The sequence below is a fragment of the Asticcacaulis sp. genome, assembly GCF_047605585.1.
GTDB lineage: Bacteria > Pseudomonadota > Alphaproteobacteria > Caulobacterales > Caulobacteraceae > Asticcacaulis.
In genome coordinates this window covers 817,897-842,362 of sequence record NZ_JASGFK010000001.1, presented here as the reverse complement: position 1 = coordinate 842,362, position 24,466 = coordinate 817,897, and the positions used below count along the sequence as shown (strand labels likewise).

Sequence of the window (24,466 nt, the reverse complement as noted above, 5' to 3'; positions counted from 1 at the left end):
GGTTCTTTGACGCAAAACGGTCGAAAAAGCAAGAAACCCCGGCGACGCCACGAATAATGGCGTGCCGGGGCTCCCGGATTTGCCGGTTTGACTACAGTATGCGGATCATATGGAGCGCCAGATGGGCGCCTTCGCGGGCCAGAGAGGTTTCCATCGTGCGGCGGCCGGTATAGAGGAAATCGGCCTTGATCAGGGCGCTGGCCGAGGGCTCATTATCGGCGAAGTGCGCCGCATGGATGATGCGGTGCAGTTTACGCTTCTTGACCCAGCGCAGCAGGCCGTCGGTCGCCTCGATGGCATAGCCCTGGCCCTGCCATTGCGGGGCGATGAAGACGCTCAGGTTCGGGCCGAACGAATGGATGCCGCCAGCCGTGCCGCAGGCCGATTTGGTCAGGCTGATCACGCCGATCAGCTGTTCGTCATCCAGGCGGATAGCCCAATGTGTGAAAGGCGTGGCCGCCATATCGGCCAGCAGGCGCTCGGCCTCGTTACGATCCAGCGGATGCGGGATGGCGTGCGTCATCCGTGCCGAATTCCGGTCGGCGAAGACGGCCATGAAGGCGTCGATGTCGTTGGGTTTCAGCGCCGTCAGACTCAGGCGCGTCGTTTCGACGCTGATCTGATCAGGCTTTTGTGGGCCGATGGCGGCCCGGTGGGTTTCGTTGCGCGCGATCATGTCTCTCACTCCTCTGACCCCGGCGGCTGTCTTCGCACCACCTTGAGGTCTATTTAGGGTCGAACTGTGTCGGTTCCACCACAGGTCTTAAAGAGCGGGATCACGATTGGTTTATGTTAAAACCAAAAACGAAAACGGGAGCCAGGTTTTATCCGGACTCCCGCTCTGATATTCGGTCCGGATCGGCTTAAAATCTTAAGCACGATCCGGAAATCTTCAGGTCGTACTTATTCGGCAGCGGCGGCTGTCGGAACGATCGACACGTAACAACGGTCATCGCGCTTGGTGGTGAACTTCACATTGCCGTTCGCCGTGGCGAAGAGGGTGTGGTCGCGGCCGAGGCCGACATTGTCACCAGCGAAGAACTTGGTGCCGCGCTGACGGACGAGGATGTTGCCGGCGAGAACGAGTTCGCCACCGAACTTCTTGACGCCGAGGCGCTTGGACTGTGAGTCGCGGCCGTTGCGGGACGAACCACCGGATTTTTTGTGTGCCATGGGAGGTGCTCCTTAGGTTCTGTGATTACGCTTCTTCGGAGGTCGCTTCAGCGGCCTTCTTCTTGGCCGGAGCCTTCTTCTTCGGCGCCGGAGCAGCTTCTTCAGCGACGACTTCCGGCGTTTCGATGGCGGCGGCCAGGTTGCGCGGCGCCAGGTTACGGGCGCGAGCGTCCAGTTCGGCCTTCGTGGTCAGCGAGACGGTGCCTTCCCACTTGGCAGACTTGCCGGCGCCGAGGATCGAGGTGACGCGCAGGACCGACTGCAGCTGGCGATGACCGCGGGTGCGGCGATAGCCCTGACGACGGATCTTCTTGAAGATGCGAACCTTCTCGCCCTTGCGGGTTTCGATCAGGGTGGCTTCGACCACGGCGCCATCAACGAGCGGCGCGCCGACAACGGCACCAGCCGCATCGCCGAGCATCAGCACTTCGTTGAACTTGACAGCCGCGCCGGCTTCGCCTTCGAGCTTCTCGACAACGATCAGATCGCCAGCCGAAACACGGTATTGCTTACCGCCTGTTTTGATGACCGCGTACATGGTCAGGAACCTTATGCCGTGGCGCCGGGCTTTATAAGCGAAAAGTCCTGCGCGGGAGAATGGAAAAACGCCCCAGGAACCAAAGGCTCCGGGCGAGAGGCGGCGACTTATACAAGGATATCTCGGTGAGTCAACGGGTTTGTTCGCGGTTCGCGCCGCTAATTCCATTTCTCATCCGGGTTGCGAGGGCAATTATCTATATTGTCTTCCCGAACGAAGCGATAGCGCAATGTCGCCTTGCTGATACTGTAAATGTAACATTTAACGATGCCAGGGCCTTCATCACCTTTCTGCGTGTACCAGGGCTGTGCCGAGATCAGAAGCCGCTCGTCCTTATCTTCGATGAAGTTGACATAGTAATGGTACACCCAATGGCTTGATGCATTGGTAGGTGTGTATGGAATGCCGGCTCTTTTCAGGACCGAGGGCCATACAAGTTCTGACAGTTTGACAGGGTTATGTGTTTGGGATGGTTTCAGAACGAAAAGAAGGGGGATATCCGTTCCGCTGCCCTCGAAATAGTTGATGATCAGGTGGCGATTGTCTTTCAACCAGTGCAGGCTGGCGCTGCGTACCATTTCGAAGCGATAAGTGATCTTGCCTGTAGCGCGCTCTATAACGAATGCGTTTTCGGTTTCTTCTGTCAGCTTGGGTAGTTTGAATGGTGTCGGGTTGTTTTGGCCGGCTTCGATATCTTCGCTGCCGACCACCACCACTGCCCAGCGGCAATCGGGTGACGTGGCGATAGTGGTTCTTAAAACATGCAGATTGACGGGTGTGTAGTCCGCGCAAGCTTCCGCAGGCGCATGTACGGCAGGCGGTGTACTCGCAGCTAAGACCATGGTTTTTCCCCTCAAGCTAAGTGTTTACTGCATTGACCGGTCATCCGACACCGAATCTTTTGCTGTGTTTTTCACTTCCGCTTGATTTCGTGGCGCGAAGGCTTAACTAAGCGCCAGACCCATTTCCTTTATAAAGTAACACCTCATGGCCGATACCGCGCACCAATCGCAAAAGACCCCCGTCACCGTCCTGACCGGCTATCTGGGCGCGGGCAAGACGACCCTGCTCAACCGTATCCTCTCCGAGAACCACGGCCAGAAGTACGCCGTCATCGTCAACGAGTTCGGCGAAATCGGCATCGATAACGACCTGATCGTCGGCGCGGATGAAGAAGTGTTCGAAATGAACAATGGCTGCGTCTGCTGCACGGTGCGCGGGGACCTGATCCGCATCCTGTCGCAGCTGATGAAGCGCAAAGGCCGGTTCGACGCCATCATCGTCGAGACGACGGGCCTGGCCGATCCCGGCCCGGTGGCGCAGACCTTTTTTGTCGATGAGGACATCAAGGCGAAGACCTATCTCGACTCGGTGACGGCGCTCGTGGATGCCAAGCACTTCGAGGACGCGCTGAATACCGACCGCGTGGTCAAGGAACAGATCGCCTTTGCCGACCAGATCATCCTCAACAAGACCGACCTGGTCGATGACGCGAAGCTGGACGAGATCGAGGGCCGTCTGAAAGGGCTGAACCCGTTGGCCAGCATTGTGCGCGCCCAGCGTTCCTTCGTCGATATCGCCACCTTGCTGAACCAGCACCGCTTCGACCTGACCAAGCTGGAAGAGGTCGGCCACGATGACCCCCCTCATCATGATCACCACCACGATCATGATCATAATCATAATCCGGCGCACGGCGAACCCGGCCATGTGCATGACGAACACTGCGGCCATGACCATCATCATGACCATCATCATGACCACGGCCATCACCATCATAATCCGGCGCATGGCGAGGCGGGTCACGTCCATGACGAGCATTGCAGCCACACCATCAATCCGATCCACGACGAAGAGATCAAGAGCCTGTCGCTCAGCACCGACAAGCCGATCGATGGCATGCGCTTTACCCAGTGGCTCGATCGCCTGCTGGCGGAAAAGGGCCAGGATATTCTGCGCGCCAAGGGCATTCTGAACGTCAAGGGCGAGAACAAGCGCCTGGTCTTCCAGGCGGTGCATATGATCCTGGAAGGCGACCTGCAGCGCGAATGGCAGGCCGATGAACCACGCATCTCGCGTGCCGTATTTATCGGTCGTCACCTCGATACGGCAGCCCTCAAGGCCGGTTTCGAAGCCACCATCGCAGCATAACAGATGACACAAAGCCTTCTGCTATCCCTGACGGGTGGCGTCCTTATCGGAACGGCGGCAGGTGGGCTTTATCTGGTCTCTGGCCGCATCGCCGGCATCAGCGGCATTTTTGGCAATGCCCTGAGTGGCCCCAGGGGCGGTTGGCGCGGCCTGTTCATCCTCGGCCTCGTTCTGGCCGGGCTGGGCGCGCGGCTGTTGGGGGTAACGCCGCCCGGTATCGGCAGTCCGCTTGCGCTGACGATCCTTGCGGGCCTGCTGGTCGGGATCGGCACGCGTCTGGGCAATGGCTGTACGAGCGGACATGGGGTCTGCGGACTGGCGCGCTTGTCATTGCGATCACTGACAGCCGTATTGATCTTCATGGCGACGGCCATCATCACGGTCTTTATCGTGCGCCACCTGATGGGGGGCGTGCCGTCATGAGGCGTTATCTGACACCCTTGGGTTTTGGCCTCCTGTTCGGCATGGGGCTGGTCGTTTCCGGCATGATCGATACGGCCAATGTCAAAGGCTTTCTCGATATTTCCGGCGCGTGGCGGCCAGGGCTGGGCCTCGTCATGGGCGGTGCGGTTCTGGTGGCTCTGCCGATCTTCCAGTGGGTGAACCGCCGGGGCCAGGCGCTCGACGGCACGCCGGTCGAGCCGCCATCGCGCCTCATTGATATACGCCTGATCGGCGGCGCGGCGCTGTTCGGTATCGGCTGGGGCATTGCCGGCATCTGTCCGGGACCGGCCCTGGTCTGGCTGGGCATCGACCCGCTGGCCATACTGCCCTTCATCGCCGCCCTGATCACCGGCAACCTCATTGCCGATCTCGGGCTCAAGGCCCTGAAACGCTAGACCACTTTTCAATCGTCCTTTCACTCCCTATAAGCGCCTCCATGACCTTTGCTTACCAAAAATCCTTCGATGCCTTTGTTGTGGCCGCTCTGTTCGATGCACTCGATGAGCCCATTGTGGCGCTGGGCGATGGCGTTATCGTCTTCCCCGATGCCGACAAGACCTTCGAGGCGCACCCCAATGCCGGAATCCTGACCGCCGTCATCCACCCGACCGGCCTCGGCGTGATCACCGGCGGTGACGATGGACGCGTGGTCTGGACCACCAAGGATGCCGGGCCTATCGAGCTGGCGGCGCATAAGGGCGCCTGGGTCGATGTCATCGCCGTAGCGCCTGAAGGCCAGGTCATCGCCTATGCTACGGCCAAAAAGGTGCATGTGCTCGATCTGCTCAAGAAGGAGACCAAGGTCTTTACGCATGAGCATTCGGTCTCGGATCTCGTCTTCGATCCCAAGGCGCGCAAGCTCTATTGCGCCACCTATAATGGCGTGGTCGTGTGGTTTGCCCGCATTGATGAAAAACAGAAGCCGACCAAGCTGTTCTGGGCCGGTTCGCATACCAAGGTCGCCATGGCGCCTTCGGGGGAGTTCGTCATCACCGCCATGCAGGAAAACGCCCTGCACGGCTGGCGCCTGAAGGATTCGAAAGACATGCGCATGGGCGGCTACCCCGCCAAGATCAAGTCGATGGACTTCTTCGCCAAGGGCAAGCTGCTGGCCACTTCCGGGGCCAATGGCGCGGTAGTCTGGCCGTTCCTGCGTCCCAATGGTCCGATGGGCGAGGAAGCTTCCGAGATCAATCCGCTGGAAGGCAGCATGGTCTCCGTGGTGGCGGGGGCAGCCGAGGAGACCATTCTCAGCGCCGGCACCGAGGATGGCCGCGTCTGGCTGGCCGAACTGCAATCGACCCATGTGGAATGGATCAAGGGCGAGAAAGGTTCGCCGATCACGGCGCTGGCCATCTCCGGCGAGGCCAATCGCATTCTGTTTGGCGATGAAGATGGCGTGGTCTATATCTTCGAGGCGTGATATCACGTTCTGAGAGGCTGCAAAGCATCATCTATCTGCGATACGTTGCTCACGTACTTGAGTACGCTGCCTGCGTTTCTCGATAGCTAATCCTTTTCGCCGTCTCATAACGCGATATCGGTTCGGCGTATGTGGCTGTGGGGGCTGCCTTAAATGAGTGAGCGTGACGATGAGCCGGAAGAGACGGTTCCGGGCCTGAGTGAAGAAACCATCTATGACGCTGCGCCGCCGCCTTCACCCGCGCCGGAAAAAGACCTGTACCCGACCGAGACCACGACTCCCAAACCGATGCCAGTAACTGTAAAGCGTAAGTTCCGCCCGTTGCGTTTCGTGGGCGCCTGTATTGTCGGCTTCTTCGCCTTTTCGATCCTGTCCGTCGCCATTCACCGCTTCGTACCGGTGCCGGTGACCTTCCTGATGATCGAGAAGCTGACCCAGGGCAATGGCCTCGATCATCGCTGGGTGCCGGGATATCAGATCAGCGACAACCTGAAGCGCGCCGTCATCGCCTCGGAAGACGCCAAGTTCTGTACGCACGATGGTTTCGACATGCAGGCCATCGAGAAGGCCGAGCGTTATAATGCCACGCATAAGAAGAAGCGCGGCGCCTCGACCATTTCGCAGCAGACCGCCAAGAATGTCTTCCTGTGGCCGGATCGCTCCTGGGTCCGCAAGGGGTTCGAGGTCTATTACACCTTCCTGATCGAGCACATGTGGTCGAAGGACCGGATCATGGAGGTCTATCTCAATTCGATCGAGATGGGGCCGGGCATCTATGGCGCCGAGGCTGCCTCGCAATACTGGTTCGGCCATAGCGCGGCGACGCTCTCAAAGGCCGAGGCGGCGCAACTGGCGGCCATCCTGCCCAATCCGATCAAGCGTAAGGCGGGCAAGGGCAGCAAGCGCTCCGGCCGTATCGCCGCCAATGCGCGCACGGTTGTCAGCCAGGGACTGGATGCCTGTGCGGCGGAATAAAAAATAGCAGAAGGGGATTTTATATTCTTACTATTCAAGAATAAAGCGTCTCCGGTATAATGAGGGGGAATATATGGCTGATGCAGACCTGATTTTACGACTGCTGCCTGCGGTCATTGGGGGAATTTATACTCTTATCGGTATCGCTGGGCTGGTCACGGGAGGCGCGCGTAAAGGTAGGGACATCCAGGCTTCGCAACTATACGATCGTGTGTATTTTCTTTTACGCATATTTTTTGGCGCAACCATTTTGGGCGTCGGTGTTGTGTTTTGGTCAATAACCGGCCATGACACGACTAATCAGGCCGTCGATCTTTGTGTAAGAGCGAGCGGACTGTGTTTGGTTGCAATGGTTTTACCTATGATAATGCGCGGTAATATGATGTACCGAGCAGCTAAATATCTGGTAGAGAATGGAAGCTGGGCGATGAGATGGTTGCATCGCCTGTATATTTTGCGTTTCGAGTACTACGGAGCCGTCAAAAGCAAAATCAATGCCACTTTGATTGGTCTGATGGGGGCGACTCTTCTCTTCCTGGGGAGTTATATCTTTGAGTTGGTTGCTCAAGCCAAGAATGCAATTCGATTAATTCTGGGAGGATGATAAAGGCTTGGGAGGTATACAGCAGTATAACGCCGCCTTAATGCCTTGACGCCTGCAACCAAATGGCCTTCCCTGCGATTTGTTAACCATTGGGAGGACTGGTCATGAAGTATCTGCTGACATCTGCGGCCTGTGTGGCCTTGCTTACCGGGTGCGCTACCACGACCGCGCCTTCCGCGCCCTCTGTGGTGCTGGGTGGCGGTACAGGGCCAGGTGCCTATACCGTGCCGGTCGAGCCCGCGCCGCCGGCCACACCGGTTCCCGCCAAGCCGACACCGGAAGAGGCCACGGCCTTTATCACTGACGCCGAGGCCAAGCTGGCCGATCTCAGCGAATATGACCAGCACGTGCAGTGGATGGGCGCCACCTTCATCAATTACGATACGGAATGGCTGCAAACTCGCGCCGATGCCGCGCTGAACGAGGCCACGGTCAAGTACGCCATGGAATCGGCGCAGTATAACGATGTCGATGCCGATCCGGTGACGCGCCGCAAGCTCGACCTGCTGCGCATTTCCCAGACCCTGCCGGCGGCAGCCGAACCGGGCGCGGCGGAAGAGCTTTCGGCCGTGGCCGCCAAGCTGGGCGCCACCTATTCGACCGGCAAGTTTACCTGGAAGGGCAAGACCTACAATCTCGACGACGCTTCGGACGTGATGGCCAAGACTCGCGATCCGGCCACCACCCGCGCCATGTGGGAAGGCTGGATGAGTATCGCCGCGCCGATGAAGGACGACTACGCCAAGCTGGCCGCGCTTTCGAACAAGGGGGCGCAGGGGCTGGGCTTCAAGGATACCGGCGCCCTGTGGCGCTCCGGCTATGACATGGATCCGGATGCCTTCGCTGCCGAGACCGACAAGCTGTGGACCCAGGTGGCGCCCTTCTACAAGAATCTGCACTGCTATACGCGGCGCAAGCTCAATGAGAAATACGGCGATGCCGTCCAGCCGAAGACCGGCCCGATCCGCGCCGACCTGTTGGGCAATATGTGGGCGCAGGACTGGTCTAACATCTATGATGTTGTCGCGCCGAAAGGCATCAAGTCGAGCTACAGTCTCGACAAGCTGCTTGTGAAGAAGAAGTACGACCCGGTGAAAATGGTCCATACCGGCGAGAGCTTCTATACCTCGCTGGGCTTCAAATCCCTGCCGTCGACCTTCTGGGAGCGTTCGCAGATCACCCGGCCAAAGGATCGTGAAGTGGTGTGTCACGCCTCGGCCTGGGATATCGATAATAATGAGGATGTTCGCATCAAGACCTGCCTTCAGGTCAATGGCACGGACTTCTACACGGTCCACCATGAGCTGGGACATAATTTCTACCAGCGCGCCTATATGGATCAGCCGTTCCTGTTCAAGAACGGCGCCAATGACGGCTTCCACGAGGCGATCGGCGATTTCATCGGCCTGAGTTCGGTGACGCCGACCTATCTCAAGCAGATCGGCATTCTGGACAAGGTGCCGGGGGAATCCGAGGATATTCCCTACCTGCTCAAGATGGCCCTGCAAAAGGTGGCCTTCCTGCCGTTCGGTCTGGAAATCGACCGCTGGCGCTGGGAGGTTTTCTCCGGTCAGATCACCGAGGCGCAGTATAATCAGCGCTGGTGGGAACTGGTGCGCAAGTATCAGGGCATCCAGGCGCCGGGGCCGCGTCCGGAATCGGCCTTCGATCCGGGCGCGAAGTATCATGTGGCGGCCAGCGTGCCCTATACGCGTTATTTCCTGGCCGATATCCTGCAGTTCCAGTTCCAGCGTTCGGCCTGTGAGGAAGCCGGCTGGAAGGGTCCGTTGTCGCGCTGTTCGATCTATGGCGAGCGGGCTGTTGGTGAAAAACTGAATGCCATGCTGGAGATGGGGCAATCCAGGCCCTGGCCGGATGCTCTGGAAACCTTCACCGGTCAGCGCGAGATGGATGCCACGGCGATCATGGACTACTTTGCCCCGCTCAATGCCTGGCTGGAAGAACAGAATGCCGGTCAGCAGTGCGGCTGGGATGGCGAGATATAACTTACGGGGTTTGGGGCCTGCGGCCCCAAGTCTTCTCTCTTTCCAAAGAAAAAACCCGGCCCTCAGGGGTCGGGTTTTTCTTTGAAACAAGGCAAGGTTTGTGGGGGCGAGACCCCATACGTTATATCCCGTCACCTCATCGTGGATAAAGAAGGCGAAGCGGTAATTTTTAACCATTAGTTCACCGTTCTCCCCGCATAGCTCAGCTGGGAAAACAGTATTCTTTGTGGGGGAATTTGTGCGCAACTGGTCACTTGCTCTGCGCGATGCCGTCCTGCTCGGCGCCAGTATTTTCGCCGTCGGTGCTCTGGTCGGATTGTTCGTTTATTTCAGCGCCAGCTACAGCCTGAAGCGCGAAGTCCAGAGCAACCTGCTGGCCATTGCGGAAAGCGCCGCCCATCTCACTGATGTCCGGGCGCATGATGCGATCAAACGCCGCGAAGACAAGGGCAATGAGGACTATGAGACCGTTCGCAAACCTTACTTTGCCCTGCTGAAAGCCAATCCGGACCTGGCCTATATCTATACGAATGTCGAACGTGACGGCCAACTGATCTTCATTGTCGATTCCTCCATCCCCAAACCCGGCGAGAAGGAGATACCGACCGATGTGCTGCAAACCTATCCGGATGCGTCTGAAACCTTGAAAACCGTTTTCCGGACCCACAAGGCGCAGGTTGAGGACAAGACCTATACCGATAATTGGGGCACCTTTCTTTCGGCCTATGCGCCGATCTGGGACGGAGACCGGTTTGTCGGTACGGTCGGGGTCGATATTCGCGTTACCGCCTATCTGAACCATCTGGTCCGGCTGCGGATATCTGTGTTGCTCGGCTTGCTGATCGCTTCCGTGGTGGCGGTGGTGGCGGGCATGGTGGTCTATCGTCTGCGGACGGCGGCGCTGCTGACCGCGCAGGAAGCCGCCCTGCGCGCCGAGGAGGTTGGCCGGCTCCAGGCCGACCGGCTGGCCGCTGAAACACAGGCGGCGACGCTTGAAGCCCGGCAGCGGCAGGCCCTGCATGCGCGGATCGGGGATTTCCGGCAAAATATCGAGGGCGTCCTGGCCAATGTGACCGGAACGGCGGAGGGCCTGTCGATCAGCGCCCGCAAGGTGGGGGATATATCGAAGGATACGCATCTGAAGGCCGGGCGCGTGGCGGATGTGTCCAATGAAGCCGCGGTGCGGTCCGAATCCATCGCGCGCTCGACGCATGAACTGGCCAGATCAATCGCCGAAATTTCCAGCCAGAGCGCGGTTTCGCAGGATCTGGCGGTTGAGGCAGCGCAGCAGGCCGAGGCGGCCAGCCAAGCATTGCTGCAACTGACGGACAAGTCGGACAAGGTCGGCCAGATCGTCAGCCTGATCACGGACATCGCCGCACAGATTAATCTGCTGGCGCTGAATGCGACGATTGAATCGGCACGGGCGGGCGAGGCGGGACGCGGTTTCGCTGTGGTGGCCACGGAGGTCAAGAATCTGTCCACACGCGTTACCCGCGCCAGCCATGATATCCGCGATCAGATTTTCGAGGTGCAGGCGGCGGCGGAACATTCGGCCGGTACGGTTGAGGCGATCCGCACGACGATTGTGCAAGTGCAGGGAGCAACCAAATCGGTGGCCGCGGCCGTTTCGCAGCAGCACGGCGTGATGTCGGATATCGAGGCCAATGTCGCCGAATCTGTGGAAGGTGCGCGCCTGATCCGTGAGGACCTCGGGCATGTCAGCGCCACCGCGCAGGATGCGGGTCGCACAGCGCAGGCGGTGGAAGCCGCCGCGGGCGAGGTGCGTAACAGCTCACATCAGATGCAGGCCTATATGGAGCAGTTTGCCGGAGAGGTCGCTTAGGCTTATGGGGCCGCAGGCCCCAAACCCCGTAAGTTATGCCAGCTTGATCTCGCGCAGGCGCTGCATCAGGAAATCCTGCGCCGTGATTGGCTCCGCACCCAGGTCGGGATGTTCGGCGGTGATGCAGTTCGGCAGGGTTTCGATCAGGTAGGGCGGCTCGAAATGCAGGAAGAAGGGCGTTGAATAGCGCGCGAAGTCCTTGCGCGCTTCCGCCGGATTGATCACTCGGTGCTGGGTGGACGGCAGAACGCCATTGGTCAGGCGGGACAGCATGTCGCCGATATTGCAGACGATGCAATCGGCCGGTGGGGTGATCGGCAGCCACTGACCGTCGCGGTCGAGCAGTTGCAGGCCCGGCTCCTCGGCGCCCAGCAGCAGGGTGATGACATTGATATCGCCATGCGCGCCGGCGCGAACGGACTCACCCGGTGTCGTCACCGGCGGATAATGCAGCAGACGCAGGACGCTGTTGCCTTCTTTTACCGGCGCCTCGAAGAAATCCGCATCAAGTTTCAGATAGACGGCGATGGCGCGCAGCACCTTCTTGCCCAGAGCATCGAGCGCTTCATAGAGCGCATAGGTGCTGGCGTGGAAGTCGGCGATCTCTTCTGGCCAGACGTTCGCCGGCATATATTCCGTGTACGGATGACCGGCGGGAAGTTCGCGGCCGATATGCCAGAATTCCTTGAGGTCGTGGTGCGTGGCGCCCTTGGCGGTCTCGATGCCGAAAGGCGTATAGCCGCGCGCGCCGCCGATGCCGGTTTTGTATTGGCGCTTGACCGCGTCCGGCAGAGCGAAGAAGGCCTTGGTGGCCGAAAGCGCGCGGTCAAGCAGGGCCGGATCGAGGCCGTGGCCGCCCAGGACGGCGAAGCCGTAACGCTCGAAGGCCGCGCCCAGCTTTTGCGAAAAAGCCGGAAAATCCGCTTCATACAGCGCCATCGGTACGGGCGGAATGGCGGAAACCGCCGGCTGGGAAGAATCGGGCATGACAGGCACTCTGCGGGGAAGAAAACGAAGTTTCTTCTTAATCCGGGCCTGCCTTTTCAGGCAATTTGTTTCTTGAGATATCTCCATGGGCCGTTTCCTAAATCCCACAACCCGGAATAACCTATGGAGCAGGGGTGATTTTTGTAACAAACTCGGTTATGAACCGCTTGTCTGGCCGCGACTCGCAAGAGACCGCGGTGTTTTGATTCGGCTATAAGGCAAGGTTCAGTGTTTGCGGGTACGGGCGCGGGGCGCCATATGCGGAAATGGGTGATGGGCACGGCGGCGCTGCTGGCGGCGGTTGCCACTGTCCTGTGCGTCCTGCCGCACCAGACCGCGGCCCAGGAGAGTTCTTCTGCCAACCAGTCCCTTTCCGATCTCGTCGACAGCGACCTGCAGCCCGTCAATTCCACCAAGGCCCTGAAAACCTCCGAACAGTCGGTGGTGCGCGTGCTTGTCGTCTATCGCGGCTATGGCGGCGTGCCGCTCGATACGGTCGGCATGGGATCCGGCTTCGTGGTCGCGCCCGGCTATATTGTCACCAACTATCATGTGGTCGAGGTACCGCCCGAAGCCTCCAGCGCCGATATCTATATCGTGCCGCACAAGGATTCCGGCGCCGGTTACCAGCCGGTACAGCTGATGAAGAAGTGGGTGGAAGGCGACCTGGCCCTGCTGGCCGCGCCCAGCCTGAAGGTGCCGCCGCTCAAGCTCTACCTGACGCCCTACAAGAACGAACGCGTCGTGACCATGGGCTATCCCGATGTCACGGATCACCTGCTGAACCGCTCCGGCACCGCTTTGCTGGAGCCGGCCGACGCCTATGTGACGCAGGGCTCGATCGCCCTGTTCGCCTCCACCAATCCGGATGGCAGCCGCGTCGATACCCTGTTCCATACGGCGCCGATCAATCATGGCAATTCCGGTGGGCCGCTGCTCAATGAATGCGGTCAGGTGGTGGGCGTCAATACCTGGACGGCACCGTCATCGGTCTCCAATGCCGGCAATCTCGATGTCTCGGCCGGGCAGTATGTCGCCACCCATGTATCGGCGCTCAATACCTTCCTGAGTTCGGCTGGCGTGACCCCGACCGTGGTCAGCACGCCGTGTTACGCCAAGAGCGAGGACGAGATCGTCAAGGACGACGCCCTGTCGCGCGTCCTGGCCGCTGCCGCCGAAGCCCAGGTCCAGCGCCTGGCCGAGCAGAAGAAGGCCGAGGCCGATCGCGCCGCCATGGAGATCTGGCAACTGGGCGCCATGATCGTGCTGTCCGTACTGGTCCTGATCCTGATCGGCCTGATTATCCGCCGTGAAATCCGCCACCGCAACGAGATCCACAGCAAGGAGCCGCTGGCCCCGACCGCTTTTGACGAGGTACCGGCCAAGCCTGAAAAGGTGAAGCCGCCAAAGGTCGAGAAGCCGAAGGCCGAGTGGGTGCCGCACGATCGCGTCAAGCTGCCCGGCATCAAGCATCCGATTCCCTGGGGCTGGATCGCTCTGGCCCTGGTCATCGTCGTGGCTGTGGTCGGCTTCCTGATCAAGGAACGCGAGATCGACAGCCGTCTCAGCAAGCCGAAGGTGGCGGCGCCCGTGGCCGCGGCCGCCATCCAGCACATGTCGTGCGATGTCGACAAGGCGATGTCCGCCAATCCGCTGGCCGATGCCGGTCATATCGAATTCGATTTCGATCTCGTCCATGCCTGCGTCAACGGCCGTACGCCCTATGAACGTCAGGCCAATGGCGAACTGCTGCGCTTCACGACCGGCACTGATAATCCGGTGGCGGCGCGCATGGAGCTATCGGCCGATGGCAGCCTCTTCACGCGCTATGACTACCGGCTCGATCCAGCGCAATACCAGACCTTTGTGGCTCAGAAAAACGCGCTGGGCTCGCTGCGCTGCTCGGCCAATGCCGATGCCGGCGCCCTGGCGGCGCTGGGCGACAATCTCGCCCGCATCCGCACGCTTTCCCTCTCTTACCTGACCATGCCGGCGGAAACCAAAACCGTCTGGCGCTGCAAGGCCGTTTAGTTTAGAGCGTCTTTCGATCTGCTTGCATCAGGTCGGCGCTCTCATTCTTAGTTTTACAGCACTTTTTAATCCAAAAAGTGCGGCATACTTCTCGGAAAGTGCGCCGGTTAACAGGCCCTCACGGCCGTCTTCATCCTGTGTTCAGGCGAAGGTTTGTAGTGCTTGTTCATGAACCCGGCTATCGCCTTATGGGTTTCTAACGAGTTTGTGGCGTTTTCCGATCCCTGTTCTTACCCCGGCTATGCCATGGTCAAAGGTAGCGACCCGAGATCGGTTTCCTATGCGGAACCATAACGGGTTCCGTAAATCATCTGAGGAGTTTTAATCCTATGCTTAATTTGAATATTTCCGGCAAGAATGCCACCCGTAATGCCATTTTAGCCCTGACCGGCGTTGCCTTTTTAATGGCCGGCTGTGAGACGGTCGACACCAGCAACGGCGTCAAGACCAGCAGCAATACCAAGTCGGGCGCCCTGATCGGTGCCGGCGCGGGTGCTGTGCTCGGCGCCCTGTCCAACAAGAACGATCGCCGCAAGAATGCCGTCATCGGCGCGGGCATCGGTGCCCTGGCAGGCGCCGGCGTGGGCGCCTATATGGACCGCCAGAACAAGGACCTGCGCGCCAAGCTGGAAGGTCGTGGCGTCTATATCACCCGTTCGGGCGACAACATCGTCCTGAACATGCCCGGCGATGTCACCTTCGCCTCGGGCAGTGCCGATCTCTCTTCCAGCTTCATGCCGGTGCTGAACGATGTCGGGGTCATCCTCAACCAGTATCCCTCGACCTATATTGACGTGGTGGGCCATGCCGACAGTTCCGGTAATGCCGCCAGCAACCAGGAGCTTTCAGAGCGCCGCGCCAATGCCGTGGCCGGTTATCTGGTAGGCCAGAAGGTAAAGGCCGAGCGCATCTATGTGGCCGGCGCCGGCGATACGCAACCGATTGCCACCAATGCCACGCCCGAGGGCCGCGCCAAGAACCGCCGTGTGGAAATCACCCTGCGTCCGGTGGAATAATTAACCTTTTCCTTTTGGGGAATATCAAGGTTAAACCTGTAGAACAGGCGGCATGGATAAACCGTGCCGCCTGCATTTATTGGGGGCCGAGGTTGATGTGATCACCCCGGCCGATGTGATGGATTTCGTTGACCGCAAAGTGGCTGCGAAGGAACGCGCCATCGTGGCCAATCACAATCTGCACAGCCTGTACCTGTTCCAGCGACGGGCTGATATGCGTGCTTTCTATGCCAGGGCGGACCTGATCGAGATCGACTCCACGCCGATGATCGCCTGGGCCAGGCTGATGGGCCACCGGGTTTCACGCGCGCATCGCTGCACCTATCTCGATTTTCGTGAGGATTTCTGGGCGCTGGCGCAGGCAAAAGGCTGGCGCGTCTATCATGTCGGCGGCGAAACGGCGCACAATGCGGCTTCGAAGGCGGCTATCCTGTCACGCTATCCGCAGGTGCATCTCGACCTGCACACTGGCTTCTTCGATATCAACGGCCCGGCCAATGCGCTTTTGCTGGCCGGTCTGCGCGAAAAAAAGCCAGACGTCCTGCTGGTCGGCATGGGTATGCCGCGTCAGGAAACCTGGATACTCAACAATCTCGACCACCTGCCGCCTTGCGTCATCCTGCCGGTGGGGGCGGCCTTCGATTACGAGGCGGGTGTCATGTACACCCCGCCGCGATGGACCGGGCAACTGGGCATCGAATGGCTGGTGCGTTTTTTCCATGAGCCCCGGCGCCTGTTCGAGCGCTATTTCATCGAGCCGTGGTGGCTGATCCCGCAGGCCTTGCGCGATCTGATGCGGCGGCAGAAACCGGCCTGAGGCCAGGCTGCCAGAAATCCTTGGAAGTGACCATTAACAATCATGGTTAACGACCCTTTAACCGGGGCAGGGCAACATGCCGGGCACGGACGTACAAGGTCCGGTTTACGCAGCGCAGGGCCGCATGACCGAGTGTCTCCATCGTGATTTTTCGCCCCAGACCGATCCGGTCAAGAACAAGGTCGTCCTGATCACCGGCGGCACGGGCTCGTTCGGCCGCCGCATGGTTCAGACCTTGCTGGAGCGTTACGATCCACGCAAGGTGATCATCCTGTCGCGCGATGAGCTCAAGCAATACGAGATGAAGAACGAGCTGGAGGAGCGCTTTAATAAGCAGCAACTTTCCAGGCTGCGTTTCTTTCTGGGCGATGTGCGTGATCGCGAGCGCCTGATCATGGCTTTCCGCGACGTCGATATCGTCATCCATGCCGCCGCCCTGAAGCAGGTGCCGGCGGCGGAATATAACCCGTCGGAATGTATCGCCACCAATATCACTGGCGCGGAAAACGTCGTGGCCGCCGCCTTTGCCACGCGCGTCAAGCAGGTGGTGGCGCTTTCCACCGACAAGGCCTGTTCGCCGATCAATCTCTATGGCGCCACCAAGCTGGCCTCGGACAAGATCTTCGTGGCGGCCAATAACATGTCCGGCGATATCGGTACGCGCTTCTGTGTGGTGCGCTATGGCAATGTCGTCGGTTCGCGGGGCTCGGTGGTGCCGTTCTTCAAACGTCTGCTGGAAAAGGGCGCGGCCGAATTGCCGATCACCGATCCGCGCATGACCCGTTTCTGGATCTCGCTCGACCAGGGTGTGGCTTTCGTGCTGTCCTGCATGGAACTGACGCAAGGGGGCGAAATCTTCGTGCCGAAGATTCCGGCGACCCTGGTCACCGATCTGGCCACGGCCATGTCACCTCAGGCGAAACAGACCGTTATCGGCATTCGCCCCGGCGAGAAACTGCACGAAATGATGATCTCGGCCGATGACGCCCGCTCGACCTATGAGCTGGACGACCGCTACGTGATCGAACCGGAATTCGCCGAATATACCCGCAAGAGCTTTGCCAAGGTACGCGGTATCAAAAAGGTGCCGGAGGGCTTTTCCTATGCGTCCGATAACAATGAAGAACGTCTGGACGCGGATGGCATCAAGGGTATGATGAAGGCCTATCTGGGGTGAGCGTTTCAGAAAAGGTGATGAGATGACCTTTCTCCCCTATGGCCGTCAATCGATCAGCGAGGCCGATATCGAGGCCGTGGTCGAGACCCTGCGTTCCGACTTCCTGACCACCGGCCCAATGGTCGAGCGCTTCGAGACAGCGCTGGCCGAGATGGTGGGCGCGAAAGAGGCGGTTGTGGTTTCAAACGGCACGGCGGCCCTGCATCTGGCGGTGATGAGCGAGGAACTGTCGCCGCGCTGCGCCGTCATCGTGCCCGCCATTACTTTTGCGGCTTCCGCCAATTGCGTGGCCTATTGCGGGGCACCGGTGATCTTCGCCGATGTGGACCCTGTCACCGGCCTGATCACCGACGATAGTTTCGATGAGGCGCTGAAGACGCTTGAGCGCGATTATCACGGCTTCCGGCTGGGTGGGGCCATTCCGGTGCATTATGCCGGCCGGCCAGTCGATCTGTCGCATATCCATAACGTATGCGAGGAGCACGGATCCTTCGTGATCGAGGATGCGTGCCATGCCATCGGCACCGTGGGGCCGCAAGGACCGGTCGGGTCGTGTCAGGCCTCGACCATGACCTGCTTTTCCTTCCATCCGGTCAAGACCCTGACGACCGGCGAGGGCGGGGCGATCACCACCAATGACCCGGTGCTGGCGCATCAGCTGCGCAAGCTGCGCTCGCACGGCATCGAGCGCGATCCGACGCACTTTGTCGGCCTGCGTTACGATGGCGAAGGTGATACGGGGCCATGGGTCTACGAGCAGCAGTGCCTGGGCTATAACTATCGGCTGCCGGATATCAATTGCGCGCTCGGCCTGTCGCAACTGAAGCGCCTGCCGGATTTCGCGGCGCGGCGCAAAACGCTGGTGGCGGCCTATCGGAAGGCGCTGGCGGCGGCGAATATTCCGGTCGGCTGGACCTCATCGGCATACGATACCGTCTTCCATCTGTTCGCCGTGAATATCGATTTTACCGCGCTCGGCACTACGCGGGCCAAGGTGATGGCTGGATTGCGGGAGCGCGGCATCGGCACGCAGGTTCACTATGCGCCGGTGCATCGCCAGCCGTGGTGGCAGACCCGGGCCCTTGCGCAGCGCGAACTGCCCGGCGCCGACCGCTTCTACCAGAACACACTCTCTTTACCGCTCTATGCTGATATGGCGGATGACGACCCCTCGCGGGTCATTCAAGCCTTGAGTGAAGTGTTATGACCCTCGAAGTCACGATTGCCGGTCGCAAAATCGGCGCTGATCATTCGCCCTATATCATCTGCGAACTGTCGGGCAATCATAACGGCTCGCTCGATCGGGCGCTGACGATGATCGATGCCGCCGCCGAGACCGGCTGCGATGCCATTAAGCTGCAGACCTATACCGCCGACACCATCACCATGAAATCCGACCGGCCGGAATTCCAGCTGCATGGCGGGCTGTGGGACGGTTATTCGCTCTATGATCTTTATAACGAGGCGCATACACCTTGGGACTGGCATCCGGCCCTGTTCGAACGCGCGAAACAGCGCGGCGTGACCCTGTTTTCCTCGCCGTTCGATAATACGGCGGTCGACCTGCTGGAAAGCCTGGGAGCGCCGGCCTACAAGATCGCTTCGTTCGAGCTGGTTGATCTGCCGCTGGTCGCCTATGTGGCGCAGCAGGGCAAGCCGATGATCATGTCCACCGGCATGGCCAATGCCGGTGAGATCGACGCGGCCGTGCAGACGGCGCGCAAGTTCGGTTCGGGCGAGATCGTCCTGCTGCATTGCGTGTCGGAATATCCGGCCAATATCGCCGATGCCAATGTCCGCACCGTACCGGACCTGGGAGCCAAGTTCGGGTGCGTGTCGGGTTTGTCGGATCATACCTTCGGCACGGCGGCTTCGGTGGCCTCGGTAGCGCTGGGCGGCTGCGTGATCGAGAAGCACTTTACCTTGGCGCGGGCGGATGGCGGCCCGGATTCCGGCTTCTCGCTGGAACCGGCGGAATTCACGGCCCTGGTGCGTGACTGCAAGGACGCCTGGAAAGCGCTGGGCCGCATCCATTACGAAACCCTGGGCACGGAGCAGGGCTCAAAAACCTTCCGCCGTTCGCTCTATGTGGTGAAGGCTATCAAGGCCGGCGAAGTGCTGACCCATGACAATATCCGCTCGATCCGTCCGGGGCTCGGCCTGCCGCCCTCGCGTCTATGGGATGTCGTCGGCAAGACTGCCAGCCGCGATATCGCGCGGGGTGAACCGCTGAGCGACGAGATGATAATAGCTTAGACAGTAAGGAATAGTAATATTAAGGAAACGAAAAATGAGTATTGTTTCTAGTCTAAGCGGATATATTGAGATCGTCACGCAGTTGACGGCGAAGACTGACTATACACTCGTTTATAGGGGGCATAATGATCATTCGTATATAATGCAGCCGTCTATATTTAGAAAAGAAGAGTATATAGAAAATGAACATTTAATGCTTAGAGAGCTTATTGCATCGCATCCAAGTGAATTTGCGAGTGATTTAACCACGTTAGAATTATTGGCTCGTATGCAGCATTATTCACTGCCTACTAGATTGCTTGATATTACTTACAATCCATTAGTTGCTTTGTATTTTGCATGCTTGCCAAATAAAAAAAGTATAAAGATGCTAAATGGAAAGAGAAAAATGGTTGAGCGGGATGGGGAGGTTGTTGTTGCAAGTGTATTTAATAACAGTATAAAATATTTTGACAGTGATAAAGTTAGTTGTTTGTCAAATTTAGCCAGGTTAAATTGGGATTTAAAAGATGAAATAAATCTATCTACAGATAAGGAGAGTTTTAATAAAGAAAATCCTATAAAAAGATTATTGCATTTTATAAATCAAGAAAAGGCAAATTTTTTGCCAGAAATTTTGCCTCAAGATTTAGATGATATTGTTCTTGTGAAGCCAAAACAAAATAATAGACGTATTATTGCTCAGTCTGGCGGCTTTTTTATTTTTGGATTAAAGAAAGAAATTCCAATATCTAATGAAAAAAATATTCATTTAAGTAAAATAAAAATAAATTCTGATAATAAAGCAAAAATAATTTCTCAGCTGGATAGGATGGCTATAAATGAAAAATATTTATTTCCAGAAATAGATTTTACAGCTAAGTACATATCTAAAAATAGCAAAAATACTCTAAACTATATATTTAGAAGTTTGATGTAAATTCCAATCATCCAAATTTACCCGCCTGGTAATCAGCATAGGCCTGGTGGATTTCCTGCACGGTATTCATCACGAATGGCCCGTGTGATACGATCGGCTCATTGATCGGTGCGGCATGGCCGAACAGCACCACGCTGTCCTTGACCGCCTCGATATCGATCAGATCGCCCTCGCCGAACTGCACCAGGTTCCAGTGCGGTACATCGGCGCCATTAACCGCCAGATCGCCGCGCACAACGTATAGAAACACATCGCGGCCTTCGAGACCGTCAAAATTGATCCGGCCACCGGCTTTCAGCTCAAGCGTCGTCATGAAAACACCGGTCAGCGACTCAATCGGGCCATCCAGTCCGCGCCAGTGGCCGGAGATCAGGTTGAGCGTCACGCCTTCGGCTTCGCTGGCGGGGATTTCGGGCTTCTGCACGCCGGTGTAGCGCGGGGCGGTCATTTTCAGCCGCGCCGGCAGATTGACCCACAGCTGCAAAATCTCCATCGGTCCGCCTGAGCGCTTGAAGGCTTCGGGCGAGACCTCCTCGTGCACCAGTCCGCTGCCCGCGGTCATCCACTGCACGCCGCCGGCATGGATGATGCTTTCATGGCCGCCGGTGTCGCGGTGGGCCAGATCGCATTCCAGAATGAAGGTGACGGTCTCGAAGCCGCGATGCGGATGCGGGCCGAAGGGCAGGCCGCGATTATTCGGCGCATAGGTCTGCGGGCCGTGATGATTTAGGAACAGGAAGGCGCCGATATTGTTCAGTTGCCGCGAAGGCACCGGACGCCGCGTGACCAGGTCGCCAATATCGTCGCGATAGGCGGAGTGAAGGGCAATGACGGGTTTCATATCTGACATGGGAAGGCACTCCAACTGTGGCGGCAGGCTTGAACCCCTATCGTGGCAGGGTCAAGGCCCTGGCCATGCGCCGGACATAATTTTATGGTAAGGATAAACCCACAAAGCGGAGTAATGCGTAATGAAATCCCTGATCACAAAGACCTGCCTGATCGCCGGTGCCGCCGTGATGCTGGCCCAACCGGTTCTGGCCCAGGAAACGACTCAAGCAACGACTCAAGCAACGAGTCAGGTGGAAAGCACGACGGCGCCCACCTTGCGCCCCTACAGCCAGGTCGAATTGCGCGAAGCCTATGAGCGCGACCGCGCCGATCAGGCGCGCGATAGTGGCCGTCCGCCGGAAGGCCGTGAACCGGCCGGTTACTGCTACCAGCGCCAGGCCAATGCCCGCACGACCGGCACGATTGTCGGCGCCGTTCTGGGCGGCATGGTTGGCAACAGCCTGTCCAACCGCTGGGATCGCGGCAGCAATACCGTCGGCGGTGCGCTGGTGGGGGGCGTGATCGGCAATGCCGTCGGTCAGGGCAGTGTCGAATGCTACCAGAACGCCTACTATGCCTATGACGATGGCTATTATGCCCCGCCGCGGCCGCCGCGCGGCTATGTCACCGTCTTCTTCGACAGCACGCCCGGCTATGGCTACGGCTATCGTCATTTCCACGATCGGCCCTATTTCGACCGCCACTGGTAAGACTTGAGCCGGATATGCTAAGGGCAGGGCCATGGATTCCCTGACCTCGCCTGCATCCCTGACCTCCCAGATATCCCTGGCTCTTTACTGGCTGGATTATGCGGCCGTTGCCGTGTTTGCCGCTTCCGGCGCGCTGGCCGCGGCGCGCAGCCGTCAGGATATCGTCACCTTCGGCTTCTTCGCCGCCATTACCGGCGTTGGCGGCGGCACCCTGCGCGACCTGTTGATCGGCGCGCCGGTCTTCTGGGTGCAGCGACCGGGCTATGTCATGATGAGCCTCGTGGTCGCGGTCGCGGTATGGATCTTCGCCCGGCGCGGCTGGCGTTTCCGGGCACTGCTGTGGCTCGATGCCCTGGGTCTGGCGGCCTATGCCGTGGTCGGCACGGCGAAAGCTTTGAGTCTCGGCGTTCATCCCTTTTCAGCCATCATCATGGGCGTGCTGACCTCGTGTTTCGGTGGGGTGATCCGCGATGTGCTGGCGGGCGAGCCCAACCTGCTGATGAGTCGGGAAATCTATGTCACGGCGGCCCTCTTGAGTTCGGCCGTCTTTGCGGGGCTCAAGCTGATGGGGGCGGATTTCTGGCTGGCGGCCATGGTCGCCTTCTTCGCCGGGGTGGTTTTGCGCGCCTGCGCCATCCGTTACAATCTGCGCCTGCCGGGATTTGCCCGGGGCGGCGGGGATACCGAATACTAACCCTTCAATATCCGGTAGGTGACCTCGGCGACCTCCCAGTCTTCCGGCGTATCGATATCCACCACATGGGTGCGCGGCAGGATCACCGGCGCGGAGATCGGCGAAAAGGCGATCTCGCCATTCAGCCAGGCATCGGTCCAGCCCCAGTAGAACTGTGCGGCGTCATGATAGGCAGGCTCCAGATCTTGCGAGCGCCTGGTCAGGTTTTCCGGCCAGAACATATCGACGCTGCCGTCCGCTGTCTGGCGCAGGGCGCGCTGGATCGGAAAGGGAAATGAGGTGACGGAGAAAGCAAAGCGCTTGCCCTGCAGCTTCTCCCAGCCTTCCTTCAGCCGCTCTGGGTCGATCAGGGGCGCGGTGGCGTAGATGCAGCAAGCGGCTTCATAATCAATTCCATTTTTCCGGAACCATTCGAGGGCGTGAATGACCACCGCGCCGGTGCCGGCATGATCATTGGCCAGGTCCGCCGGTCGCATGAAGGGGATGTCGGCGCCGAAGGATCTCGCCACATCGGCGATCTCTTCATCGTCGGTCGAGACGACGACGCTGTCGAACAGGCCGCAGTTTTGCGCGGCGCGGATGGAATAGCTGATCATCGGCTGACCGAAGAACGGCTTGATGTTCTTGCGCGGAATGCGTTTTGAGCCGCCGCGCGCCGGGATGATGGCGACGCGTTTCATTTCAAAAAGAGCTTGTTGATATAGGGGTCGTATAGCGGTTCGCGCGCCATCAGCGGCGCCTTGGGCGAGAGTGGCGAGGGGTAGAGATTGTATTCGATGGCCAGCAGCAGGCGCGGCCGGTCGACCGGCAACTGCCCCTTATGGAAGCCGTAAACGTCCTCCAGGAACCAGGATCCGGCCGGCGCGGTAATGGTCTCGATCGCCTCGGCCCCGAAGGCCTCGATAATCGCGTCGTCGGTCTGGGCCTTACCGCTTTCCAGCCGGCGGTCCTGATGCGAGCCCTTGACGTATTTGTGCGGCCCTGAAGTGGTGTCGATATCGGTCAGATAATAGAAGGCTTTGAAACAGCGCGAACAGTCGTAGTCGCGATGGAACCGCTGCACGCCCTTGGCGGTGTCACGGCCGGGATAACCCCATGCGGCACCGATATTGTCGATCACCGGCTTACAGCCGAGATAGGCCTCGGCCACGGCCAGTATATCGGGATTGTTCATCAGCGCGATCATATGCGGGGCGCGCAGAACCTCTTCCCAGCTGTAGTAACCGATATTGGTCTCTTCAGTCGGCGGCCTGTCCCAGACAAAGGTGCCTAGATGGGCGCGATAGGGGTCGTGGACCGGGATCGATTTGAACCAGGCCAACATATCGGCAAGCACATCGGCGGGCAGGGGGGCTTGCAGAGAGGTCAAGCCATCCCGGCCCAACTGATCGTGCAGATCGGCCTGGCGGGCATTCAGCTTGAAACCCGGCGTTTTGGGGGAAAAAGCCGCCAGCGTTTTCGAGAAGGCGTTGCGCTGGTCCAGACCCAGCACGGGCAGCAGGTCATAGGCCGGGTTGCGGGCGTCTTCGCGGGCGCGCTCGAAGAAGCGCTGCCAGTTGGGCACGCGCGTTTGCAGGCGCTCCGCGAAGGTGGCCATCAAAGGCCGACCAGGGCCGCCAGGTCGTTGAGCGTCTTGGCGCCCTTCAATTTTTCGGCATCGACAACCTGGTCCAGATCGCTGTCTACCATGGCAACGAAGGAAATGACGGAAAGGCTATCCCAGTTGCCGACTTCACCGATCTGTTCCTCGCCGGTCAGGCCTGAGGAATCGGCTTCGAGAATTTCGGCAACGGCGGCAAAGAAGGCGGGCTTATCCATGGGAACTCCTGAAATATGAAGGTTAATAAAGGCCGATTCCGTCAATAATC

At 58.9% G+C, this 24,466-nt stretch carries 26 protein-coding genes; 17 read left to right on the top strand and 9 right to left on the bottom strand.

The window, feature by feature from the left end:
- Positions 1-91 precede the first annotated feature (91 nt).
- The 4 genes from QM647_RS03960 to QM647_RS03945 all read right to left on the bottom strand — a co-directional run bounded on the left by QM647_RS03960 (position 92) and on the right by QM647_RS03945 (position 2,553).
- Positions 92-676 (bottom strand): GNAT family N-acetyltransferase, encoded by a 585-nt coding sequence (locus tag QM647_RS03960; RefSeq protein WP_414994172.1) that lies wholly within the window; start codon positions 674-676, stop codon positions 92-94.
- A gap of 227 nt (positions 677-903) precedes the next feature.
- Positions 904-1,173 carry a 50S ribosomal protein L27 gene (gene rpmA, locus QM647_RS03955; protein WP_414994171.1) on the bottom strand — a complete coding sequence of 90 codons (270 nt, stop codon included), beginning with the start codon at positions 1,171-1,173 and terminating at the stop codon, positions 904-906.
- Between the two features lie 25 nt (positions 1,174-1,198).
- A complete protein-coding gene (gene rplU / locus QM647_RS03950) occupies positions 1,199-1,711 on the bottom strand; it encodes a 50S ribosomal protein L21 (RefSeq protein WP_414994170.1) in 513 nt (170 codons plus the stop codon).
- A 158-nt stretch (positions 1,712-1,869) separates the two neighbouring features.
- Complete coding sequence (locus QM647_RS03945) at positions 1,870-2,553, bottom strand: hypothetical protein (RefSeq protein ID WP_414994169.1); 684 nt, start codon at positions 2,551-2,553, stop codon at positions 1,870-1,872.
- A 145-nt stretch (positions 2,554-2,698) separates the two neighbouring features.
- On the opposite strand from QM647_RS03945, the gene QM647_RS03940 reads away from it, so the two are divergent.
- From QM647_RS03940 to QM647_RS03905, 8 genes are all read left to right on the top strand, one after another.
- Positions 2,699-3,862, top strand: a complete 1,164-nt coding sequence (locus QM647_RS03940; RefSeq protein WP_414994168.1) for a CobW family GTP-binding protein — start codon at positions 2,699-2,701, stop codon at positions 3,860-3,862.
- A 3-nt stretch (positions 3,863-3,865) separates the two neighbouring features.
- On the top strand, positions 3,866-4,285 hold the full coding sequence (locus QM647_RS03935; protein ID WP_414994167.1) for a YeeE/YedE family protein: 420 nt from the start codon (positions 3,866-3,868) through the stop codon (positions 4,283-4,285).
- A complete protein-coding gene (locus QM647_RS03930; RefSeq protein WP_414994166.1) occupies positions 4,282-4,701 on the top strand; it encodes a DUF6691 family protein in 420 nt (139 codons plus the stop codon). Before QM647_RS03935 ends, QM647_RS03930 begins: the two co-directional genes overlap by 4 nt.
- Positions 4,702-4,742: 41 nt before the next feature.
- Positions 4,743-5,729, top strand: coding sequence for a WD40 repeat domain-containing protein (locus QM647_RS03925; protein WP_414994165.1), 987 nt, complete (start codon positions 4,743-4,745; stop codon positions 5,727-5,729).
- Positions 5,730-6,017: 288 nt separating this feature from the next.
- Positions 6,018-6,704, top strand: coding sequence for a monofunctional biosynthetic peptidoglycan transglycosylase (gene mtgA, locus QM647_RS03920; RefSeq protein WP_414994561.1), 687 nt, complete (start codon positions 6,018-6,020; stop codon positions 6,702-6,704).
- Positions 6,705-6,777: 73 nt separating this feature from the next.
- A complete protein-coding gene (locus tag QM647_RS03915; protein ID WP_414994164.1) occupies positions 6,778-7,308 on the top strand; it encodes a hypothetical protein in 531 nt (176 codons plus the stop codon).
- Between the two features lie 104 nt (positions 7,309-7,412).
- Positions 7,413-9,314: a M2 family metallopeptidase gene (locus QM647_RS03910; protein WP_414994163.1), complete on the top strand. Its 1,902-nt coding sequence runs from the start codon at positions 7,413-7,415 to the stop codon at positions 9,312-9,314.
- Between the two features lie 238 nt (positions 9,315-9,552).
- Positions 9,553-11,160 (top strand): methyl-accepting chemotaxis protein, encoded by a 1,608-nt coding sequence (locus QM647_RS03905; protein WP_414994162.1) that lies wholly within the window; start codon positions 9,553-9,555, stop codon positions 11,158-11,160.
- A gap of 33 nt (positions 11,161-11,193) precedes the next feature.
- On the opposite strand, the gene QM647_RS03900 is transcribed toward QM647_RS03905, so the two are convergent.
- Entirely contained in the window at positions 11,194-12,147 is a 954-nt protein-coding gene (locus QM647_RS03900; RefSeq protein WP_414994161.1) for an isopenicillin N synthase family dioxygenase, read from the bottom strand.
- Positions 12,148-12,405: 258 nt separating this feature from the next.
- On the opposite strand from QM647_RS03900, the gene QM647_RS03895 reads away from it, so the two are divergent.
- The 7 genes from QM647_RS03895 (at position 12,406) to QM647_RS03865 (ending at position 20,363) form a co-directional block, all read left to right on the top strand.
- On the top strand, positions 12,406-14,178 hold the full coding sequence (locus tag QM647_RS03895; RefSeq protein WP_414994160.1) for a S1C family serine protease: 1,773 nt from the start codon (positions 12,406-12,408) through the stop codon (positions 14,176-14,178).
- Positions 14,179-14,507: 329 nt separating this feature from the next.
- Entirely contained in the window at positions 14,508-15,194 is a 687-nt protein-coding gene (locus QM647_RS03890; protein ID WP_414994159.1) for an OmpA family protein, read from the top strand.
- A gap of 52 nt (positions 15,195-15,246) precedes the next feature.
- Complete coding sequence (locus QM647_RS03885) at positions 15,247-16,011, top strand: WecB/TagA/CpsF family glycosyltransferase (RefSeq protein WP_414994158.1); 765 nt, start codon at positions 15,247-15,249, stop codon at positions 16,009-16,011.
- 124 nt (positions 16,012-16,135) lie between these two features.
- On the top strand, positions 16,136-17,188 hold the full coding sequence (pseB, locus tag QM647_RS03880; RefSeq protein WP_414994157.1) for a UDP-N-acetylglucosamine 4,6-dehydratase (inverting): 1,053 nt from the start codon (positions 16,136-16,138) through the stop codon (positions 17,186-17,188).
- A gap of 22 nt (positions 17,189-17,210) precedes the next feature.
- Entirely contained in the window at positions 17,211-18,395 is a 1,185-nt protein-coding gene (pseC, locus tag QM647_RS03875; protein ID WP_414994156.1) for a UDP-4-amino-4,6-dideoxy-N-acetyl-beta-L-altrosamine transaminase, read from the top strand.
- A complete protein-coding gene (gene pseI / locus QM647_RS03870) occupies positions 18,392-19,444 on the top strand; it encodes a pseudaminic acid synthase (protein WP_414994155.1) in 1,053 nt (350 codons plus the stop codon). Before pseC ends, pseI begins: the two co-directional genes overlap by 4 nt.
- 34 nt (positions 19,445-19,478) lie before the next feature.
- Positions 19,479-20,363, top strand: coding sequence for an FRG domain-containing protein (locus QM647_RS03865; RefSeq protein WP_414994154.1), 885 nt, complete (start codon positions 19,479-19,481; stop codon positions 20,361-20,363).
- A 7-nt stretch (positions 20,364-20,370) separates the two neighbouring features.
- Here the strand turns inward: QM647_RS03865 and QM647_RS03860 are convergent, their stop codons facing one another.
- A complete protein-coding gene (locus tag QM647_RS03860) occupies positions 20,371-21,213 on the bottom strand; it encodes a pirin family protein (RefSeq protein ID WP_414994153.1) in 843 nt (280 codons plus the stop codon).
- 121 nt (positions 21,214-21,334) lie between these two features.
- Here QM647_RS03860 and QM647_RS03855 point away from each other — a divergent pair, with 121 nt between their 5' ends.
- Together QM647_RS03855 and QM647_RS03850 are read left to right on the top strand one after the other, a co-directional pair.
- Positions 21,335-21,904 (top strand): glycine zipper 2TM domain-containing protein, encoded by a 570-nt coding sequence (locus QM647_RS03855; RefSeq protein ID WP_414994152.1) that lies wholly within the window; start codon positions 21,335-21,337, stop codon positions 21,902-21,904.
- A 31-nt stretch (positions 21,905-21,935) separates the two neighbouring features.
- A complete protein-coding gene (locus QM647_RS03850) occupies positions 21,936-22,598 on the top strand; it encodes a trimeric intracellular cation channel family protein (RefSeq protein ID WP_414994151.1) in 663 nt (220 codons plus the stop codon).
- Here QM647_RS03850 and pseF read toward each other — a convergent pair.
- Genes pseF through QM647_RS03835 form a run of 3 tightly spaced genes read right to left on the bottom strand, consistent with a single transcriptional unit; the run spans position 22,595 to position 24,416 of the window.
- Positions 22,595-23,278, bottom strand: a complete 684-nt coding sequence (pseF, locus tag QM647_RS03845; RefSeq protein WP_414994150.1) for a pseudaminic acid cytidylyltransferase — start codon at positions 23,276-23,278, stop codon at positions 22,595-22,597. The two genes, QM647_RS03850 and pseF, sit on opposite strands and share 4 nt — an antisense overlap.
- Entirely contained in the window at positions 23,275-24,195 is a 921-nt protein-coding gene (locus tag QM647_RS03840) for a phytanoyl-CoA dioxygenase (protein ID WP_414994149.1), read from the bottom strand. The genes pseF and QM647_RS03840 overlap by 4 nt, the downstream gene beginning before the upstream one ends.
- On the bottom strand, positions 24,195-24,416 hold the full coding sequence (locus QM647_RS03835) for a phosphopantetheine-binding protein (RefSeq protein ID WP_414994148.1): 222 nt from the start codon (positions 24,414-24,416) through the stop codon (positions 24,195-24,197). The genes QM647_RS03840 and QM647_RS03835 overlap by 1 nt, the downstream gene beginning before the upstream one ends.
- Between the last annotated feature and the right edge of the window lie 50 nt (positions 24,417-24,466).

What these genes read in the sequence shown, in the direction of transcription:
- QM647_RS03960 (WP_414994172.1), bottom strand. Translation starts at nt 676, where the DNA reads ATGATCGCGCGCAACGAAACCCACCGGGCCGCCATCGGCCCACAAAAG.
- rpmA (WP_414994171.1), bottom strand. Translation starts at nt 1,173, where the DNA reads ATGGCACACAAAAAATCCGGTGGTTCGTCCCGCAACGGCCGCGACTCA.
- rplU (WP_414994170.1), bottom strand. Translation starts at nt 1,711, where the DNA reads ATGTACGCGGTCATCAAAACAGGCGGTAAGCAATACCGTGTTTCGGCT.
- QM647_RS03945 (WP_414994169.1), bottom strand. Translation starts at nt 2,553, where the DNA reads ATGGTCTTAGCTGCGAGTACACCGCCTGCCGTACATGCGCCTGCGGAA.
- QM647_RS03940 (WP_414994168.1), top strand. Translation starts at nt 2,699, where the DNA reads ATGGCCGATACCGCGCACCAATCGCAAAAGACCCCCGTCACCGTCCTG.
- QM647_RS03935 (WP_414994167.1), top strand. Translation starts at nt 3,866, where the DNA reads ATGACACAAAGCCTTCTGCTATCCCTGACGGGTGGCGTCCTTATCGGA.
- QM647_RS03930 (WP_414994166.1), top strand. Translation starts at nt 4,282, where the DNA reads ATGAGGCGTTATCTGACACCCTTGGGTTTTGGCCTCCTGTTCGGCATG.
- QM647_RS03925 (WP_414994165.1), top strand. Translation starts at nt 4,743, where the DNA reads ATGACCTTTGCTTACCAAAAATCCTTCGATGCCTTTGTTGTGGCCGCT.
- mtgA (WP_414994561.1), top strand. Translation starts at nt 6,018, where the DNA reads ATGCCAGTAACTGTAAAGCGTAAGTTCCGCCCGTTGCGTTTCGTGGGC.
- QM647_RS03915 (WP_414994164.1), top strand. Translation starts at nt 6,778, where the DNA reads ATGGCTGATGCAGACCTGATTTTACGACTGCTGCCTGCGGTCATTGGG.
- QM647_RS03910 (WP_414994163.1), top strand. Translation starts at nt 7,413, where the DNA reads ATGAAGTATCTGCTGACATCTGCGGCCTGTGTGGCCTTGCTTACCGGG.
- QM647_RS03900 (WP_414994161.1), bottom strand. Translation starts at nt 12,147, where the DNA reads ATGCCCGATTCTTCCCAGCCGGCGGTTTCCGCCATTCCGCCCGTACCG.
- QM647_RS03895 (WP_414994160.1), top strand. Translation starts at nt 12,406, where the DNA reads ATGCGGAAATGGGTGATGGGCACGGCGGCGCTGCTGGCGGCGGTTGCC.
- QM647_RS03890 (WP_414994159.1), top strand. Translation starts at nt 14,508, where the DNA reads ATGCTTAATTTGAATATTTCCGGCAAGAATGCCACCCGTAATGCCATT.
- QM647_RS03885 (WP_414994158.1), top strand. Translation starts at nt 15,247, where the DNA reads ATGGATAAACCGTGCCGCCTGCATTTATTGGGGGCCGAGGTTGATGTG.
- pseB (WP_414994157.1), top strand. Translation starts at nt 16,136, where the DNA reads ATGACCGAGTGTCTCCATCGTGATTTTTCGCCCCAGACCGATCCGGTC.
- pseC (WP_414994156.1), top strand. Translation starts at nt 17,211, where the DNA reads ATGACCTTTCTCCCCTATGGCCGTCAATCGATCAGCGAGGCCGATATC.
- pseI (WP_414994155.1), top strand. Translation starts at nt 18,392, where the DNA reads ATGACCCTCGAAGTCACGATTGCCGGTCGCAAAATCGGCGCTGATCAT.
- QM647_RS03865 (WP_414994154.1), top strand. Translation starts at nt 19,479, where the DNA reads ATGAGTATTGTTTCTAGTCTAAGCGGATATATTGAGATCGTCACGCAG.
- QM647_RS03860 (WP_414994153.1), bottom strand. Translation starts at nt 21,213, where the DNA reads ATGTCAGATATGAAACCCGTCATTGCCCTTCACTCCGCCTATCGCGAC.
- QM647_RS03855 (WP_414994152.1), top strand. Translation starts at nt 21,335, where the DNA reads ATGAAATCCCTGATCACAAAGACCTGCCTGATCGCCGGTGCCGCCGTG.
- QM647_RS03850 (WP_414994151.1), top strand. Translation starts at nt 21,936, where the DNA reads ATGGATTCCCTGACCTCGCCTGCATCCCTGACCTCCCAGATATCCCTG.
- pseF (WP_414994150.1), bottom strand. Translation starts at nt 23,278, where the DNA reads ATGAAACGCGTCGCCATCATCCCGGCGCGCGGCGGCTCAAAACGCATT.
- QM647_RS03840 (WP_414994149.1), bottom strand. Translation starts at nt 24,195, where the DNA reads ATGGCCACCTTCGCGGAGCGCCTGCAAACGCGCGTGCCCAACTGGCAG.
- QM647_RS03835 (WP_414994148.1), bottom strand. Translation starts at nt 24,416, where the DNA reads ATGGATAAGCCCGCCTTCTTTGCCGCCGTTGCCGAAATTCTCGAAGCC.